The organism is Citrobacter sp. U14242 (genome assembly GCF_046555775.1).
Classification (GTDB): domain Bacteria; phylum Pseudomonadota; class Gammaproteobacteria; order Enterobacterales; family Enterobacteriaceae; genus Citrobacter.
This window is the reverse complement of the sequence record NZ_JBKGLW010000008.1, coordinates 56571-73249: the sequence shown is the minus strand read 5'-3', so window position 1 is coordinate 73249 and position 16679 is coordinate 56571. Positions and strand designations below refer to the sequence as shown.

Annotated in this window: 13 protein-coding genes; 11 read left to right on the top strand and 2 right to left on the bottom strand. The window is 51.0% G+C overall.

Annotation, left to right across the window (positions count from 1 at the left end; all coding sequences use genetic code 11):
* Positions 1-41: 41 nt before the first annotated feature.
* Both focA and ycaO read right to left on the bottom strand, forming a co-directional pair.
* Positions 42-899 carry a formate transporter FocA gene (focA, locus tag ACLJXE_RS14480; RefSeq protein WP_003831909.1) on the bottom strand — a complete coding sequence of 286 codons (858 nt, stop codon included), beginning with the start codon at positions 897-899 and terminating at the stop codon, positions 42-44.
* 404 nt (positions 900-1303) lie between these two features.
* A complete protein-coding gene (ycaO, locus tag ACLJXE_RS14475) occupies positions 1304-3064 on the bottom strand; it encodes a 30S ribosomal protein S12 methylthiotransferase accessory factor YcaO (protein WP_410751242.1) in 1761 nt (586 codons plus the stop codon).
* Positions 3065-3511: 447 nt separating this feature from the next.
* On the opposite strand from ycaO, the gene serC reads away from it, so the two are divergent.
* From serC to kdsB, 11 genes are all read left to right on the top strand, one after another.
* Positions 3512-4600: a 3-phosphoserine/phosphohydroxythreonine transaminase gene (gene serC, locus ACLJXE_RS14470; RefSeq protein ID WP_410751241.1), complete on the top strand. Its 1089-nt coding sequence runs from the start codon at positions 3512-3514 to the stop codon at positions 4598-4600.
* 69 nt (positions 4601-4669) lie between these two features.
* On the top strand, positions 4670-5953 hold the full coding sequence (gene aroA, locus ACLJXE_RS14465; RefSeq protein WP_410751240.1) for a 3-phosphoshikimate 1-carboxyvinyltransferase: 1284 nt from the start codon (positions 4670-4672) through the stop codon (positions 5951-5953).
* 171 nt (positions 5954-6124) lie between these two features.
* A complete protein-coding gene (cmk, locus tag ACLJXE_RS14460) occupies positions 6125-6808 on the top strand; it encodes a (d)CMP kinase (RefSeq protein WP_137382818.1) in 684 nt (227 codons plus the stop codon).
* 113 nt (positions 6809-6921) lie between these two features.
* Complete coding sequence (gene rpsA, locus ACLJXE_RS14455; protein WP_003035776.1) at positions 6922-8595, top strand: 30S ribosomal protein S1; 1674 nt, start codon at positions 6922-6924, stop codon at positions 8593-8595.
* 159 nt (positions 8596-8754) lie between these two features.
* The gene (ihfB, locus tag ACLJXE_RS14450; RefSeq protein WP_003035780.1) at positions 8755-9039 is read left to right on the top strand and encodes an integration host factor subunit beta; all 285 of its coding nucleotides are present in this window, start codon (positions 8755-8757) and stop codon (positions 9037-9039) included.
* A 206-nt stretch (positions 9040-9245) separates the two neighbouring features.
* Positions 9246-11510, top strand: a complete 2265-nt coding sequence (locus ACLJXE_RS14445; RefSeq protein ID WP_410751239.1) for a ComEC family protein — start codon at positions 9246-9248, stop codon at positions 11508-11510.
* A gap of 36 nt (positions 11511-11546) precedes the next feature.
* Complete coding sequence (gene msbA, locus ACLJXE_RS14440; protein WP_040231807.1) at positions 11547-13295, top strand: lipid A ABC transporter ATP-binding protein/permease MsbA; 1749 nt, start codon at positions 11547-11549, stop codon at positions 13293-13295.
* The gene (lpxK, locus tag ACLJXE_RS14435) at positions 13292-14269 is read left to right on the top strand and encodes a tetraacyldisaccharide 4'-kinase (protein ID WP_286628212.1); all 978 of its coding nucleotides are present in this window, start codon (positions 13292-13294) and stop codon (positions 14267-14269) included. Before msbA ends, lpxK begins: the two co-directional genes overlap by 4 nt.
* Before the next feature lie 41 nt (positions 14270-14310).
* Complete coding sequence (locus ACLJXE_RS14430) at positions 14311-15543, top strand: winged helix-turn-helix domain-containing protein (protein WP_410751238.1); 1233 nt, start codon at positions 14311-14313, stop codon at positions 15541-15543.
* A 51-nt stretch (positions 15544-15594) separates the two neighbouring features.
* Positions 15595-15777: a protein YcaR gene (gene ycaR / locus ACLJXE_RS14425; RefSeq protein WP_003035793.1), complete on the top strand. Its 183-nt coding sequence runs from the start codon at positions 15595-15597 to the stop codon at positions 15775-15777.
* Entirely contained in the window at positions 15774-16520 is a 747-nt protein-coding gene (kdsB, locus tag ACLJXE_RS14420) for a 3-deoxy-manno-octulosonate cytidylyltransferase (RefSeq protein WP_286628210.1), read from the top strand. The genes ycaR and kdsB overlap by 4 nt, the downstream gene beginning before the upstream one ends.
* Positions 16521-16679 lie beyond the last annotated feature (159 nt).

Sequence of the window (16679 nt, the reverse complement as noted above, 5' to 3'; positions counted from 1 at the left end):
AGTGGATTTTTTATTTACTACGTGTAATGAACATCAACAGATTAATGATGATCGTTACCACGCAGGTAAATGACCCAGTATGTCAACCCGACCAACAAACCGCCGCCGATAATGTTACCGATCGTAACCGGAATCAGGTTATCGGTGATGAAATTCATCACGGTCAGGTGAGAAAAATTCTCCGGAGAAGAACCGACAGCGGTCCAGAATTCCGGGGTGGCGAAATCGCGTATTACGATACCCATAGGGATCATAAACATGTTTGCGATACTGTGCTCAAAACCGCTGGCAACAAACATTGCGACCGGTAATACCATGATAAACGCTTTGTCCATCAGGCTGCGGCCAGAGTAGCTCATCCAGACGGCCAGACACACCATTAGGTTAGCCAGAATACCAAGGCTTACAGCTTCAACAAAAGTATGGTGCACTTTGTGGTCGGCCGTTTGCAGGACGTTGAGTCCCCACGCGCCGTTGGCGGTCATATACTCGCCAGAAAGCCACATGAGTAACACAAAGATCAGCGCACCAATCAGGTTACCGACATAAACGTTAAGCCAGTTCTTCGCTAACTGACCCCAGGTAATACGACCACTGGCTTTAGCGACGACAATCAGTACGGTTGAAGTGAAGAGGTCAGCGCCGCAGACAACGCAAAGGATCAGCCCCAGGGAAAAGCAGATACCACCCACCAATTTTGCCATGCCGAAAGGCATTGTGCCGGTACCGGTTGTGGCAGTGATATAGAAAACAAAGGCAATTGAAATGAACACACCGGCAGTAATTGCCAGATAGAACGTCTTAAGCGGATGTTTCGTTGCTTTATAGACGCCTGCTTCTTCGGCAACTTTGGCCATAGCAGCAGGAAGTATAAGATCAAAAGGGTTGTCAGCTTTCACACTAACTCTCTCTTTATTAAGTCGGCGACGAGATACTAACAAAGCATTATAGATGAGAATTTGATATAGATCATATCTCGCCTGGCTTATAGGCCCGCAAGACGCATGGTTTTTATGCGATTACGGTGTAACTTGTTGATTATCCATATAAAAATAAATTTTAAAAATTATAAAGTGAGTTGAATTTTTTCTTTATGCCTCCAGTCGGACGGTTAATTAAAATGGAGTAATTGAGATAAATAGCGACATTAATAAACTAAAATTTTTAATATCAACTACTAATATTTAACCTTGCTTTTACATTTATTTCTGAGTAAACAAAAATAAAAAAACAGGGCGCTTAAAGCGCCCCGTAATATAGCCCAGACAATACGTTTAGCCTACTCAACACAGGCTGTTTGCCACTATTTTGACCAGTGCGTTGCTTTCGCACGTTGCAGCTTCTCATAGGCTTTCAGCAGAGACTGATGTGCCGGGAAAGCCTGCAGATCGCTATCAACCGTTTGTAATCCGTAGAATGGCGCTTCTCCGCTCATTGCTGCACTTGCTGCTTCAACTGCCTCTGCACCGTACATACGAACAAATGCGTTAAGATACTGCAGCGGCTGGCGGTCCTCTTCCTGTGACAACAGCAACAGGGTTTGCAGGCAGCGGTAATAGTTTGCGCGTTCAGCACTAAAGACGGATGCGTTAAATTCCATCGTCCATTCCGTCCAGATCAGTGCCTGCTCAAGGTCACCACCCGCCAGAGCCAGCATTACTTTGAGCTCGCCAATGCGCAGGGTATACCAGCCATTATCCGCTCCGGTCGCCAAACCCAGCAGTTCACGTACGCGAGTGAAATCGTCGAACCCTTCTTCATCCAGCTGTGCGAGCAGGTTGAGGTAGTCTTCTTTTTCCCATTCGCTGCCTGGCAGAGAGAGAATGGTATCACGCAGGTGTGCTCCCATGCTGTTGTTGGCTAACCACAAATCTTCTGCTGGGTAGATGTCAGACATACCCGGGACGATAATGCGGCAAGCGTAAACGCTCAGATGCTCGTAGTCGGCGATGTAGACTTCTTTATCTTCCGCTTTGAAGATGGCCATCAGGGTTGCAAACTCTTCTTCCGTTGTACCGGAGAAATTCCAGTCAACGAACGGGTAATCGGCATCCTGCTTGAACAGATCCCAGGAGATCAGACCGCTGGAATCGATGAAGTGTGTTTCAAGGTTAGTGTGCTCAGCCACTTCTTCATCGTCGAAGGTTGGGGGAGTGAAGACATCAAGATCTTTCAGACCACGGCCCTGCAACAGTTCAGTGACGGTACGCTCCAGTGCAACACCGAAATCCGGGTGCGCACCGAAAGAGGCAAAACAGGTACCGTTAGCCGGGTTGAACAGTACCACGCAGATAACCGGGTATTTGCCGCCCAGCGAGCCGTCGTACGCGAAGATTGGGAATCCTTCGGCTTCCAGCTTTGCAATGGATTCAACGACTGCCGGGTAACGCGACATCACTTCGGCCGGAATTTCCGGCAGGCTGATGCTTTCCGCGATAATGCGGTTCTTCACATAGCGCTCAAAAACTTCAGACAGTCCCTGAACGCGGGCTTCATTCGGTGTGTTACCCGCAGACATACCGTTAGATACGTACAGGTTACCGATAATGTTCATCGGAATGTAAACGGTCTGATTATCTGACTGACGGGTAAACGGCAGGCCACAAACGCCGCGTTCTTCATTGCCGGATTGCAGATCGATAAGCATGCTACCGGTCAGTTCATTGTCTGGATCGTAGAACGCACGCAGACGCGCATCCAGCAAACCTTCAGGTACGTCATCATCTTCAGTCAGTGGGAACCATTTTTCGTTCGGGTAATGTACGAACGGGCCGTTAGCGATGGTTTCGCCCAGCCAGAAATCCGCAAAGAAGTAATTCGTGGACAGACGCTCAAAATATTCGCCCAGTGCGGAGGCCAGTGCCGCTTTTTTAGTCGCACCTTTACCGTTGGTAAAGCACAGCGCGCATTCTTTGTCGCGAATATGTACAGACCAGACGTTAGGAACGGGATTCAACCATGAGGCTTCTTCAATTTGAAAACCGAGGTCGAGTAATTTTTGCTGGAAGCGAGCGATGGAATCTTCCAGTGCGGCATCTTTGCCGGGGATAAATGTTTGCGTCATGAAAATCACTTTTGTCGTACGGAAAGCGCGCAATGATACGGGTTTTCAATGAATGGCGCTATCGCCGCCGGAGCCTCGGCGTAAATAAAGCATTTGATTCACACCGTGGCGTATGCAGTCGAATGTTCGCGGACTATCTGCTGAAGGGAAGGGGGGCTTCTTTCTTTAATATATCTCTGCGCGAGGCAAAACCAGAATGGTCGAAGGTCGGCTGGGCAAAATGCGCCTCCTGATAGCGAAAATCTCGGTTTTTATCCGTCAATCCGATAGATTCTGTTGTGTGACGCATCGCTCATTTTTGCCCTGACCAGTTTTACCCATTGCGGCGCGTGTCACTGAATGATAAAACCGATATCCACAGGAATAACTTATACCCAATGTCTGTCACAGGAATTATCGTAAACGACAGGATGTTGATTGGATAACAACACAACGTGGTGAGGGGAAATGGCTCAGGTCTTCAATTTTAGTTCAGGTCCGGCAATGCTTCCGGCGGAAGTACTTAAACTGGCTCAACAGGATCTTTGTGACTGGAACGGTCTTGGCACGTCGGTGATGGAAATTAGCCACCGAGGTAAAGAGTTCATCCAGGTTGCAGAGGAAGCAGAGCAGGATTTTCGCGATCTTCTCAATATCCCCTCCAACTATAAAGTGTTGTTCTGTCATGGCGGTGGTCGTGGACAGTTTGCGGGTATCCCGTTAAATATTCTGGGTGATAAAACGACGGCAGATTACGTTGATGCCGGTTACTGGGCAGCCAGCGCGATTAAAGAAGCGAAAAAGTACTGCACGCCAAACGTTATTGATGCCAAAGTCACCGTTGACGGCCTGCGCGCTGTTAAGCCGATGAGCGAATGGCAGCTTTCTGACAACGCGGCGTATCTGCACTATTGCCCGAACGAAACCATCGACGGTATTGCGATTGATGAAACGCCGAATTTTGCCAGCAATGTGGTGGTCACGGCGGATCTGTCTTCTACCATTCTTTCCGCGCCGCTTGATGTTAGCCGCTATGGCGTTATCTACGCGGGTGCGCAGAAAAATATTGGCCCTGCTGGGCTGACCATTGTCATCGTACGTGAAGATTTACTGGGTAAAGCCCACGTGTCTTGCCCGTCGATCCTTGACTATACCGTACTGAATGACAACGACTCCATGTTTAACACGCCACCGACCTTTGCCTGGTATCTGTCAGGACTGGTCTTTAAATGGCTGAAAAAACAGGGCGGCGTCAGTGCAATGGATAAAATTAACCAGCAAAAAGCAGAACTGCTGTACGGCGTGATTGATAACAGCGATTTCTACCGCAACGATGTGGCGAAGTCGAACCGTTCACGTATGAACGTACCGTTCCAGTTGGCTGACAGCGCGCTCGATAAACTCTTCCTGGACGAGTCGTTTGCTGCGGGCCTGCATGCACTGAAGGGACACCGTGTGGTTGGCGGAATGCGGGCTTCAATCTATAACGCTATGCCGCTGGAAGGCGTAAAAGCACTGACCGATTTCATGGTCGATTTTGAGCGTCGCCGCGGCTAATCTGCTGTACTTTTCATCCCCGCAGCCAGCCTGTGGGGTTTTTATGTCTGTTTTTGAGAGTTGAGTTTCATGGAATCCCTGACGTTACAACCCATTGCGCGGGTGGATGGCACCATCAATCTGCCTGGATCCAAAAGTGTTTCTAACCGCGCTTTGCTGCTGGCTGCATTAGCAAATGGCACCACTGTCCTGACAAACCTGCTGGACAGTGATGATGTCCGCCATATGCTGAATGCGCTGAATGCGTTGGGGATTAACTATACCCTTTCGGCCGATCGTACCCGCTGTGAAATTACGGGGAATGGTGGCCCACTGCATGCCGAAGGCGCTGTAGAGCTGTTCCTTGGTAACGCAGGAACCGCAATGCGCCCGCTGGCCGCTGCGCTGTGCCTGGGCAGCAATGATATCGTGCTGACCGGCGAGCCACGTATGAAAGAGCGCCCGATTGGCCACCTGGTTGACGCACTGCGCCAGGGGGGGGCAAAAATTGAATATCTGGAGCAGGAGAATTACCCGCCTTTACGTCTGTATGGTGGCTTCAACGGAGGGCAGGTTGACGTTGACGGCAGCGTTTCCAGCCAGTTCCTGACCGCGCTGCTGATGACGGCACCGCTTGCGCCGCAGGATACGACAATCGCGATTAAAGGCGATCTTGTGTCAAAACCGTACATTGACATTACACTGAACCTGATGAAAACGTTTGGTGTTGACATTGAAAACCAGAACTACCAACGTTTCGTCGTGCAGGGCAACCAACAGTACCAGTCTCCGGGCGCCTATCTGGTAGAAGGCGATGCTTCATCGGCCTCGTATTTTCTCGCGGCCGGCGCGATCAAAGGCGGTACGGTGAAGGTGACCGGAATTGGGCGTCATAGCATGCAGGGTGATATTCGCTTTGCCGATGTGCTGGAAAAAATGGGCGCGACCGTGACATGGGGTGATGATTTTATTGCCTGTACTCGCGGTGAGTTGAACGCTGTTGATATGGATATGAATCATATTCCTGATGCGGCAATGACCATTGCGACCGCCGCGCTGTTTGCAAAGGGCACAACGACTTTACGGAACATTTACAACTGGCGTGTCAAAGAGACTGACCGTCTGTTTGCTATGGCAACCGAGCTGCGGAAAGTGGGTGCGGAAGTTGAAGAGGGGCATGATTTTATCCGTATCACTCCGCCGCTTAAGCTGCGGTTTGCGGATATTGCGACCTATAACGATCACCGTATGGCGATGTGTTTCTCGCTGGTGGCGCTGTCTGACACACCCGTTACCATTCTTGACCCGAAATGTACCGCGAAAACCTTCCCGGATTACTTCGAACAACTGGCCCGTATCAGCACACCTGCCTGACTTTATTGCCGCATCTTTGGATGCGGCACATTCCGTCATCTCCGATTGCCCATTTATTCTACACTCAGCTTCAATGAGTCTGTATTTTTCACACAAAGATAACGTTCGTAGACGTTGGCGCGTATAATGCGCGGCGTTCACGTTAACGTATGCCTGTTTAAGGAGAAAAAGATGACGGCAATTGCCCCGGTTATTACCATTGATGGCCCAAGTGGTGCAGGTAAAGGCACCTTGTGCAAGGCAATGGCGGAAGCATTGCAGTGGCATCTGTTAGATTCAGGCGCGATCTACCGTGTACTGGCGCTTGCGGCGTTGCATCATCATGTTGATGTGACTTCTGAAGATGCTCTGGTACCGCTTGCGTCGCATCTGGATGTGCGTTTTATCTCAACAGACGGCAATCTGGAAGTTATTCTGGAAGGCGAAGATGTCAGTGGTGAAATCCGCACTCAGGAAGTGGCAAATGCCGCATCCCAGGTGGCTGCATTTCCCCGTGTGCGCGAAGCGCTTTTACGGCGCCAGCGCGCCTTCCGCGAAGCACCGGGCCTGATCGCTGACGGACGCGATATGGGCACTGTGGTATTCCCTGATGCGCCAGTAAAAATTTTTCTGGACGCCTCCTCGCAAGAACGTGCGCATCGACGTATGCTACAGTTGCAGGAGAAGGGCTTTAGTGTTAACTTTGAACGCCTTTTGGCCGAGATCGAAGAACGCGATGATCGTGATCGCAACCGTGCCGTAGCGCCGCTGGTTCCCGCTGCTGATGCTTTAGTTTTGGATTCAACCCGATTAAGCATTGAGCAAGTGATTGAAAAAGCGTTACAATACGCGCGCCAAAAACTGGCTCTCGCATAAGTGCGACCGAATTTGCAGTACCCCCGTTGCAATGGATTGACAGCGGGTATGTTAAACAACCCCATCCGGCATGGAGCCAGGTGGACGTTAAATATGAAACCTGAAGATTAAACATGACTGAATCTTTTGCTCAACTGTTTGAAGAATCCTTAAAAGAAATCGAAACCCGTCCGGGTTCCATCGTTCGTGGTGTTGTTGTTGCTATCGACAAAGACGTAGTACTGGTTGACGCCGGTCTGAAATCTGAGTCCGCCATTCCGGCAGAGCAGTTCAAAAACGCCCAGGGCGAGCTGGAAATCCAGGTTGGTGACGAAGTTGACGTTGCTCTGGATGCAGTAGAAGACGGCTTCGGTGAAACTCTGCTGTCCCGTGAAAAAGCTAAACGTCACGAAGCTTGGATCACGCTGGAAAAAGCTTACGAAGAAGCTGCAACCGTTACTGGTGTTATCAATGGCAAAGTCAAGGGTGGCTTCACTGTTGAGCTGAATGGTATTCGCGCGTTCCTGCCGGGTTCCCTGGTAGACGTTCGTCCGGTCCGCGACACGCTGCACCTGGAAGGCAAAGAGCTTGAATTCAAAGTAATCAAGCTGGATCAGAAGCGTAACAACGTTGTTGTTTCCCGTCGTGCCGTTATCGAATCCGAAAACAGCGCAGAACGCGATCAGCTGCTGGAAAACCTGCAGGAAGGCATGGAAGTTAAAGGTATCGTTAAGAACCTCACTGACTACGGTGCATTCGTTGATCTGGGTGGCGTTGACGGCCTGCTGCACATCACCGACATGGCATGGAAACGCGTTAAGCATCCGAGCGAAATCGTAAACGTTGGCGACGAAATCACTGTTAAAGTGCTGAAGTTCGACCGCGAGCGTACTCGTGTATCTCTGGGCCTGAAACAGCTGGGCGAAGATCCATGGGTAGCTATTGCTAAGCGTTATCCGGAAGGTACCAAACTGACTGGTCGCGTGACCAACCTGACCGACTACGGCTGCTTCGTTGAAATCGAAGAAGGCGTTGAAGGCCTGGTTCACGTTTCCGAAATGGATTGGACCAACAAAAACATCCACCCGTCCAAAGTTGTTAACGTTGGCGATGTAGTGGAAGTTATGGTTCTGGATATCGACGAAGAACGTCGTCGTATCTCCCTGGGTCTGAAGCAGTGCAAAAACAACCCATGGCAGCAGTTCGCGGAAACCCACAACAAGGGCGACCGTGTTGAAGGTAAAATCAAGTCTATCACCGACTTCGGTATCTTCATCGGCCTGGACGGCGGCATCGACGGCCTGGTTCACCTGTCTGACATCTCCTGGAACGTTGCAGGCGAAGAAGCAGTACGTGAATACAAAAAAGGCGACGAAATCGCAGCAGTTGTTCTGCAGGTTGATGCAGAACGTGAGCGTATCTCTCTGGGCGTTAAACAGCTCGCAGAAGATCCGTTCAACAACTGGGTTGCACTGAACAAGAAAGGCGCAATCGTAAACGGTAAAGTCACTGCAGTTGACGCTAAAGGCGCAACCGTAGAACTGGCTGACGGCGTTGAAGGTTACCTGCGCGCTTCTGAAGCTTCCCGCGACCGCGTTGAAGATGCAACTCTGGTTCTGAGCGTAGGCGACGACGTTGAAGCTAAATTCACCGGCGTTGATCGTAAGAACCGTGCAATCAGCCTGTCTGTTCGTGCTAAAGACGAAGCTGATGAGAAAGATGCAATCGCAACTGTTAACAAACAGGAAGATGCAAACTTCTCTAACAACGCAATGGCTGAAGCTTTCAAAGCAGCTAAAGGCGAGTAATATCGAGTGCTCCAAATCCTTTGTGCTATTAACAGCACAAAGGGTGACGAGTAGCTTGACAGATTACAGGATTCGTCCTGTAATCAATGACAAAGGGCGGCTACGGCCGCCCTTAATCAATGCAGCAGCTAATTTTGCCTTTAAGGAACCGGAGGAATCATGACCAAGTCAGAATTGATTGAAAGACTTGCAACCCAGCAACCTCATATTCCCGCGAAAGCGGTTGAAGATGCAGTAAAAGAGATGCTGGAACATATGGCCTCGACTCTTGCGCAGGGCGAGCGTATTGAAATCCGCGGTTTCGGTAGTTTTTCTTTGCATTACCGCGCACCACGCACCGGACGTAATCCGAAGACTGGCGATAAAGTGGATCTGGAAGGAAAATATGTTCCGCACTTTAAGCCGGGTAAAGAACTGCGCGATCGCGCCAATATTTACGGTTAAGTGCTCAGCAAGACTTAGCCCCGAGAAAAGCACCTGTATGGGTGCTTTTTTCATTTTTACCTCTCTGTACTGGAATCTCTCTCCCAACTTCTTTGTATGTTACATCCGCAGTTAAATAACAGCGGAATGCACCTCGTTTACCGGTAAATGGTTGCCAGACATCTGCTGAGTTGTCCTGCACACTCCCTGTCACAGGGAGGTGTCATATGAAAATAACAACAATCAGTACGTGTGCGTTATGCGGCATTCTCCCGCTGACGATATTACCCGTATTACCTGACATGCTGTGTATCAGCCTTGTATTTGGCCTGGCATGTCTGCTTTGTCTCATTCCTCATCAATATATGCATTACGCCGGATTAGTCCTGCTGTTTTTCCTGTGGGGAATACTGGCAGCGAAGGAGGTTATCTGGGCTGGCGATACGCTCCCGGCCAAAACGCAGCAGGCTATCGTTCAAATAACCGGGACTGACAATATGACCACGCACTACGGTCAGATTACACACCTTCAGGGGAGACGGATATTTCCTGCCGTTGGCGTCGTACTGTATGGGCAGTACTTACCCGGCGATGTTTGCGCAGGTCAGACATGGGCGATGACGTTGAAAGTTCGCGCTGTGCATGGGCAACTGAATGAAGGTGGATTTGATAGCCAGCGCTATGCCTTGGCACAGCATCAGTCGCTGACGGGGCGTTTTCTGCAGGCCTCAGTGATTACACCGCAATGCAGTCTGCGTGCACGTTATCTCTCCTCGCTAAATACGACGCTTGCCGCCTATCCCTGGCAGCAAGTCATACTGGGGCTGGGGATGGGGGAACGTGTCTTTGTATCGCAGGCGGTAAAAAATATAATGCGTGATACCGGAACAGCACATTTGATGGCCATTTCCGGGCTGCATATTGCTTTTGCCGCACTCCTCGCTGGCGGACTGATACGTGGTGGACAATTTTTAATGCCGGCACGCTGGATCTGCTGGCAGGCTCCGCTAGTCGGGGGCGTGCTCTGCGCTGCATTTTATGCCTGGCTGACGGGGCTGCAACCACCGGCATTACGCACAGTTACCGCGCTAATGGTATGGGGGGGACTAAAACTAAGCGGCAGGCAGTGGAGTGGATGGGCGGTCTGGATTACCTGCCTGGCAGCAATTGTGGTCGTGGATCCGGTCGCGGTGCTTTCACAAAGCCTGTGGTTGTCTGCTTTCGCCGTAGCGGCGCTGATATTCTGGTATCAGTGGATGCCGATGCCGTACTGGCCACTCCCACGTATAGGGCGTGCAGTACTGGCGCTTGCTCATCTTCAGTTGGGTATCACGGTGCTGCTTCTGCCTGTCCAAATCGCATTATTTCACGGTATTAGCCTGACCTCATTCCTGGCCAATTTATTTGCGGTACCGCTGGTCACATTTGTTTCAGTTCCCCTGATATTAGCGGGGATGGTCGTGCATTTAACCGGTCAGGTGATGATTGAGGCGGGGCTGTGGTATTTCGCTGACCGTTCTCTGGCCCTGTTATTTTGGGGACTCAATAGTTTACCGGAAGGATGGATCAACATTGATGGACGTTGGCAATGGCTTGCGCTGTCCCCATGGCTGATGCTTATTGCATGGCGATTAAATGCCTGGAAAACGCTACCGGTTGTCTGTTTTACCGGGCTTTTGTTATTGAGTGGACCGTTCTGGAGAACACCCCGCGCTGATTTGTGGCAGGTACATATGCTGGATGTAGGGCAGGGGCTGGCAATGGTGATTGCCCGTAATGGCAAAGCGATTCTCTATGATACCGGGTTGGCCTGGCCCGAGGGCGATAGTGCGCAGCAGTTGATCATTCCCTGGCTACGTTGGCACAACCTGGAACCGCAAGGGGTAATTCTAAGCCACGAACATTTGGATCATCGGGGAGGGCTGCAATCACTACAGCAAGCCTGGCCGTCGCTGTGGATTAGAAGTCCGTTGGGCTGGAAAGGCCATCTCCCTTGTTTTCGCGGGGAGCGCTGGCAGTGGCAGGGATTAACATTTAGCGCACATTGGCCAGTGAGTGGAAATAAAGAGCAGGGGAATAACCATTCCTGTGTGGTAAAAGTGGATGACGGACATCAGAGTATTCTTCTGACAGGTGATATTGAATCCCCCGCTGAACAGAAAATGCTAAGTCACTACTGGCAGTATCTGCAGGCTACGTTTGTGCAGGTTCCACACCATGGTAGTAACACTTCATCCTCACTGGCGCTGATTCAACGCATTGGCGGACAGGCCGCAATAGCCTCTGCATCCCGCTACAATGCCTGGCGTCTACCGTCATGGAAAGTCCGACAGCGTTACCGGCAACAAAATTATCAGTGGCTGGACACCCCCCACCAGGGGCAAATCACGCTGGATGTTTATCAGAAAAGTTGGCGAATACGCAGCTTACGGGATCAGATTTTACCCCGTTGGTATCATCAGTGGTTTGGCGTGTTGGAGGATAACGGGTAGAATATGCGGCTATTCTAACAAATGCTGGTTTTTTGAATGCATAACGATAAAGATCTCTCTACGTGGCAGACGTTTCGCCGACTATGGCCAACCATAGCGCCTTTTAAATCGGGTCTGATCGTGGCGGGTATAGCGTTAGTCCTTAACGCGGCCAGCGATACCTTCATGTTATCGCTCCTCAAACCATTACTGGATGATGGTTTTGGTAAAACTGATCGCTCTGTGCTGCTGTGGATGCCGCTGGTGGTCATTGGGCTGATGATAGTTCGTGGTATTACGAGCTATGTCTCCAGCTACTGTATTTCATGGGTGTCAGGCAAAGTGGTCATGACCATGCGCCGCCGCTTGTTCGGTCATATGATGGGCATGCCCGTCGCCTTTTTTGATAAACAGTCTACCGGTACGCTGCTGTCTCGTATTACCTATGATTCAGAGCAGGTCGCGTCTTCGTCTTCAGGCGCATTGATCACTGTGGTACGTGAAGGGGCCTCAATTATTGGCCTGTTTATCATGATGTTCTACTACAGTTGGCAGTTGTCATTGATCCTGATTGTGCTGGCGCCTATCGTGTCGGTGGCCATTCGCGTGGTCTCCAGGCGTTTTCGTAGCATCAGTAAAAATATGCAAAACACCATGGGACAGGTGACCACCAGTGCAGAGCAGATGCTGAAAGGCCACAAAGAAGTGTTGATTTTTGGTGGTCAGGAAGTTGAAACCAAGCGTTTTGATAAAGTCAGCAACAAGATGCGTTTGCAGGGTATGAAGATGGTTTCTGCCTCTTCTATCTCCGATCCTATCATCCAGTTGATCGCTTCTCTGGCTTTGGCCTTCGTGTTATATGCGGCCAGTTTCCCAAGCGTGATGGAAAACCTGACAGCAGGGACAATTACAGTTGTCTTCTCTTCAATGATCGCCCTGATGCGTCCGCTGAAGTCACTGACTAACGTCAATGCACAGTTCCAGCGCGGTATGGCGGCATGCCAGACCTTATTTACGATTCTGGATAGCGAACAAGAGAAAGATGAGGGTAAACGCGTCATTGAGCGCGCTTCCGGCGATCTGGAGTTCCGTAATGTGACCTTTACCTACCCAGGCCGTGACATTCCCGCGTTACGTAATATCAACCTGAATATCCCGGCGGGCAAAACCGTTGCCCTGGTTGGGCGTTCTGGTTCTGGTAAATCCACGATCGCCAGCCTGATCACGCGCTTCTACGATATCGATGAAGGGCAGATTCTGATGGATGGGCACGACCTGCGTGAATATACCCTGTCATCTCTGCGCGATCAGGTGGCCCTGGTATCGCAGAACGTTCACCTGTTCAACGATACGGTTGCCAACAATATCGCCTACGCGCGTACCGATATGTATAGCCGTGAGCAGATCGAAAAAGCTGCACAGATGGCCTACGCCATGGATTTCATCAACAAGATGGATGATGGTCTGGATACGGTGATTGGCGAAAACGGTGTGCTGCTTTCAGGTGGTCAGCGCCAGCGTATCGCCATCGCTCGCGCCTTGCTGCGCGACAGTCCGATCCTGATCCTCGATGAGGCTACGTCGGCGCTGGATACCGAATCCGAACGCGCGATTCAGTCTGCACTTGATGAGTTACAGAAAAACCGTACCTCTCTGGTCATTGCTCACCGTCTTTCTACCATTGAACAGGCGGACGAGATCATCGTGGTGGAAGACGGGCTGATTGTTGAGCGCGGAACCCATAGCGAACTGCTTGAGCAGCGTGGGGTTTATGCGCAATTACATAAAATGCAATTTGGTCAATGATCGCTCGTATCTGGTCCGGTGAATCGCCGTTATGGCGATTATTGCTGCCACTTTCCTGGCTGTATGGCCTGGTGAGTGGAGGGATCCGTCTATGCTACAAGCTTGGGCTTAAACGTGCGTGGCGCGCGCCAGTCCCGGTGGTGGTGGTCGGTAATCTTACCGCAGGCGGCAATGGTAAAACACCGGTAGTCATCTGGCTGGTTGAACGGTTGCAGCAACGCGGTATTCGTGTGGGGGTGGTGTCTCGCGGTTATGGCGGGAAAGCCGCGACTTATCCGCTATTGCTAACGGCAGACACCACTACCGCAGAAGCGGGGGATGAGCCTGTGCTTATCTTTCAGCGTACTGGCGTACCCGTAGCGGTTTCTCCGGTAAGATCGGATGCGGTAAAAGCGATCCTTGCTCATCATGACGTGCAGATTATTGTGACGGACGATGGGTTACAGCACTATCGTCTGGCACGTGATGTTGAAATCGTGGTGATTGACGGTGTGCGTCGGTTTGGTAACGGCTGGTGGCTTCCTGCGGGTCCAATGCGTGAACGTGCTGGTCGGCTGAAATCGGTGGATGCCACGATCGTTAATGGCGGCGTTGCGCGACCGGGTGAAATTCCCATGCATCTTGAGCCGGGGCTGGCCGTTAATTTACGTACCGGTGAACGCCGCGATGTCGCGCAACTGCCTGATATCGTCGCCATGGCGGGTATCGGCCATCCACCACGTTTTTTTGCCACGCTTGAGGCATGTGGCGCCAGGCCACAAAAATGTGTCGCACTGGCGGACCATCAGTCTCTGACCTACAGTGACGTCAGTGCGTTGGTGGCCGCAGGACAAACGCTGGTGATGACGGAAAAAGATGCCGTGAAATGCCGCGCATTTGCCGATGATAACTGGTGGTATTTACCCGTTGACGCACATCTGTCAGGCGAACGACCTGATGTGTTGCTGGATAGCTTAATCTCGCTGACTCGCTAACAGATTCAAGCTGCGGCAGCGAATCATTTATGAGGCCATAAATGTCGTTGCCGCACCTTTCTTTGACGGATGCCCGTCATCTTCACCTTGCTGCACAGGGTCTGCTGAAAAAAACACGTCGTCGGGCAACGCCGGCGGATATTCTGGCGACCATTTCTCGCATGTCCTTATTGCAAATCGATACCATCAACATTGTCGCGCGCAGTCCCTATCTGGTGCTGTTTAGCCGTTTGGGCGACTATTCTCCCCAATGGCTCGATGACTCCTTACGGCAGGGCGAACTGATGGAGTACTGGGCGCATGAAGCCTGTTTTTTACCGCGCAGCGACTTTATGCTGATACGCCATCGTATGTTGGCTCCGGAAAAAATGGGCTGGAAATACAAAGCGGCGTGGATGAAAGAACATGCGCATGAGATTGAGCAACTGTTACAGCATATCCAGCATAACGGGCCGGTACGTTCAGCCGATTTTGAGCATCCACGTAAGGGGGCCAGCGGCTGGTGGGAATGGAAACCACAAAAGCGGCATCTGGAAGGGCTTTTTACATCCGGGAAAGTGATGGTGGTGGAACGGCGTAATTTTCAGCGAGTGTATGATTTAACGCATCGCGTCATGCCTCATTGGGATGACGAGCGTGACCGGCTGTCGCAGGATGAAGCCGAAATTGTGATGCTGGATAATAGCGCTCGTAGTTTGGGTATTTTCCGTGAGCAGTGGTTGGCGGACTACTATCGACTGAAGCGTCCGGCGTTAAAAAACTGGTGCGATATGCGAAGGGAACAGCGACATATAATTCCTGTTGATGTAGAAGGGCTGGGCACCCTGTGGCTGCATAGCAACCTTCAGCCGCAACTGGAACTTGCGTTAGCAGGAAAGTTGACTGCCACTCACAGCGCTGTTTTATCCCCGTTTGATCCGGTGATCTGGGATCGTAAACGGGCTGAACAGCTGTTTGATTTTAACTACCGACTGGAATGCTATACGCCAGCGGCCAAACGTCAGTATGGCTATTTTGTCTTACCTCTGCTGCATCGCGGCCAGTTGGTTGGACGTATAGATGCCAAAATGCACCGTAAAACCGGTGTGCTGGAAGTCATTTCACTGTGGTTACAGGATGGCGTCAGGCCCGGGGGGATGCTGCAAAAAGGTTTGCTCCAGGCTATCAGTGATTTTGCTCGCTGGCAGCAGGCGACGCGAGTGACATTGGGGAATTGCCCGGACGGTTTATTTGCTGACTCTCGGCACGGTTGGGAAATAGACCCAGCCTCTTAATTGATTATGTTAATATTTACGGATTCACAATCCGGTCCATCTGGAGGAACTATGGATCATCGTCTGCTTGAAATCATTGCCTGCCCGGTATGCAATGGAAAACTCTGGTTTAACCAGGAAAAACAGGAACTGATTTGTAAACTGGATAACCTTGCTTTCCCACTGCGCGATGGTATTCCCGTTTTGCTGGAAACCGAAGCCCGCGTTCTGACTGCTGATGAGAGTAAATCATGAGTTTTGTGGTCATTATTCCTGCGCGTTATGCGTCCACACGTTTGCCGGGTAAGCCGCTGCTGGATATCAACGGCAAGCCCATGATTGTGCATGTGCTGGAGCGTGCGCGTGAATCTGGCGCTGAGCGTATTATTGTTGCCACCGATCATGAAGATGTCGCTCGTGCGGTAGAAGCGGTGGGTGGCGAAGTGTGCATGACACGTGCCGATCACCAGTCTGGTACGGAGCGCCTGGCGGAAGTTGTCGAGAAATGTGGTTTTAGCGATGATACTGTTATCGTGAACGTACAGGGTGATGAGCCGATGATCCCTGCGGTCATTATTCGTCAGGTGGCAGAAAATCTGGCGCAACGTCAGGTTGGAATGGCGACGCTGGCAGCCCCCATTCATAGTGCGGAAGAAGCGTTTAATCCGAATGCGGTAAAAGTTGTGCTGGATGCCGAAGGCTATGCACTCTATTTTTCCCGTGCGACGATCCCATGGGATCGCGACCGTTTTGCCAAAAGCCTCGAAACGGTGGGCAATACCTTCCTGCGTCACCTGGGCATTTACGGTTATCGCGCCGGATTTATTCGCCGCTATGTAAACTGGCAACCGAGTCCGCTTGAGCATATTGAAATGCTGGAGCAACTGCGTGTGCTGTGGTACGGCGAAAAAATTCACGTCGCCGTTGCTAAGGAAGTTCCTGGCACAGGGGTTGATACCGCTGAAGATCTTGAGCGTGTTCGCGCTGAGATGCGTTAGTTTTTCTCACGATTCTCCATCAAGATACGCTGAATAATTTAAGTTGCAGGAGGCTTTACTCACCTGCAGCTTGAAGTATGACGCGTATTTTTGGGAGGCGTATCGTATCGTTACGCTTTTCCTCCACTTTTCTTTTCATCAATTGATCTCATCCGGGTG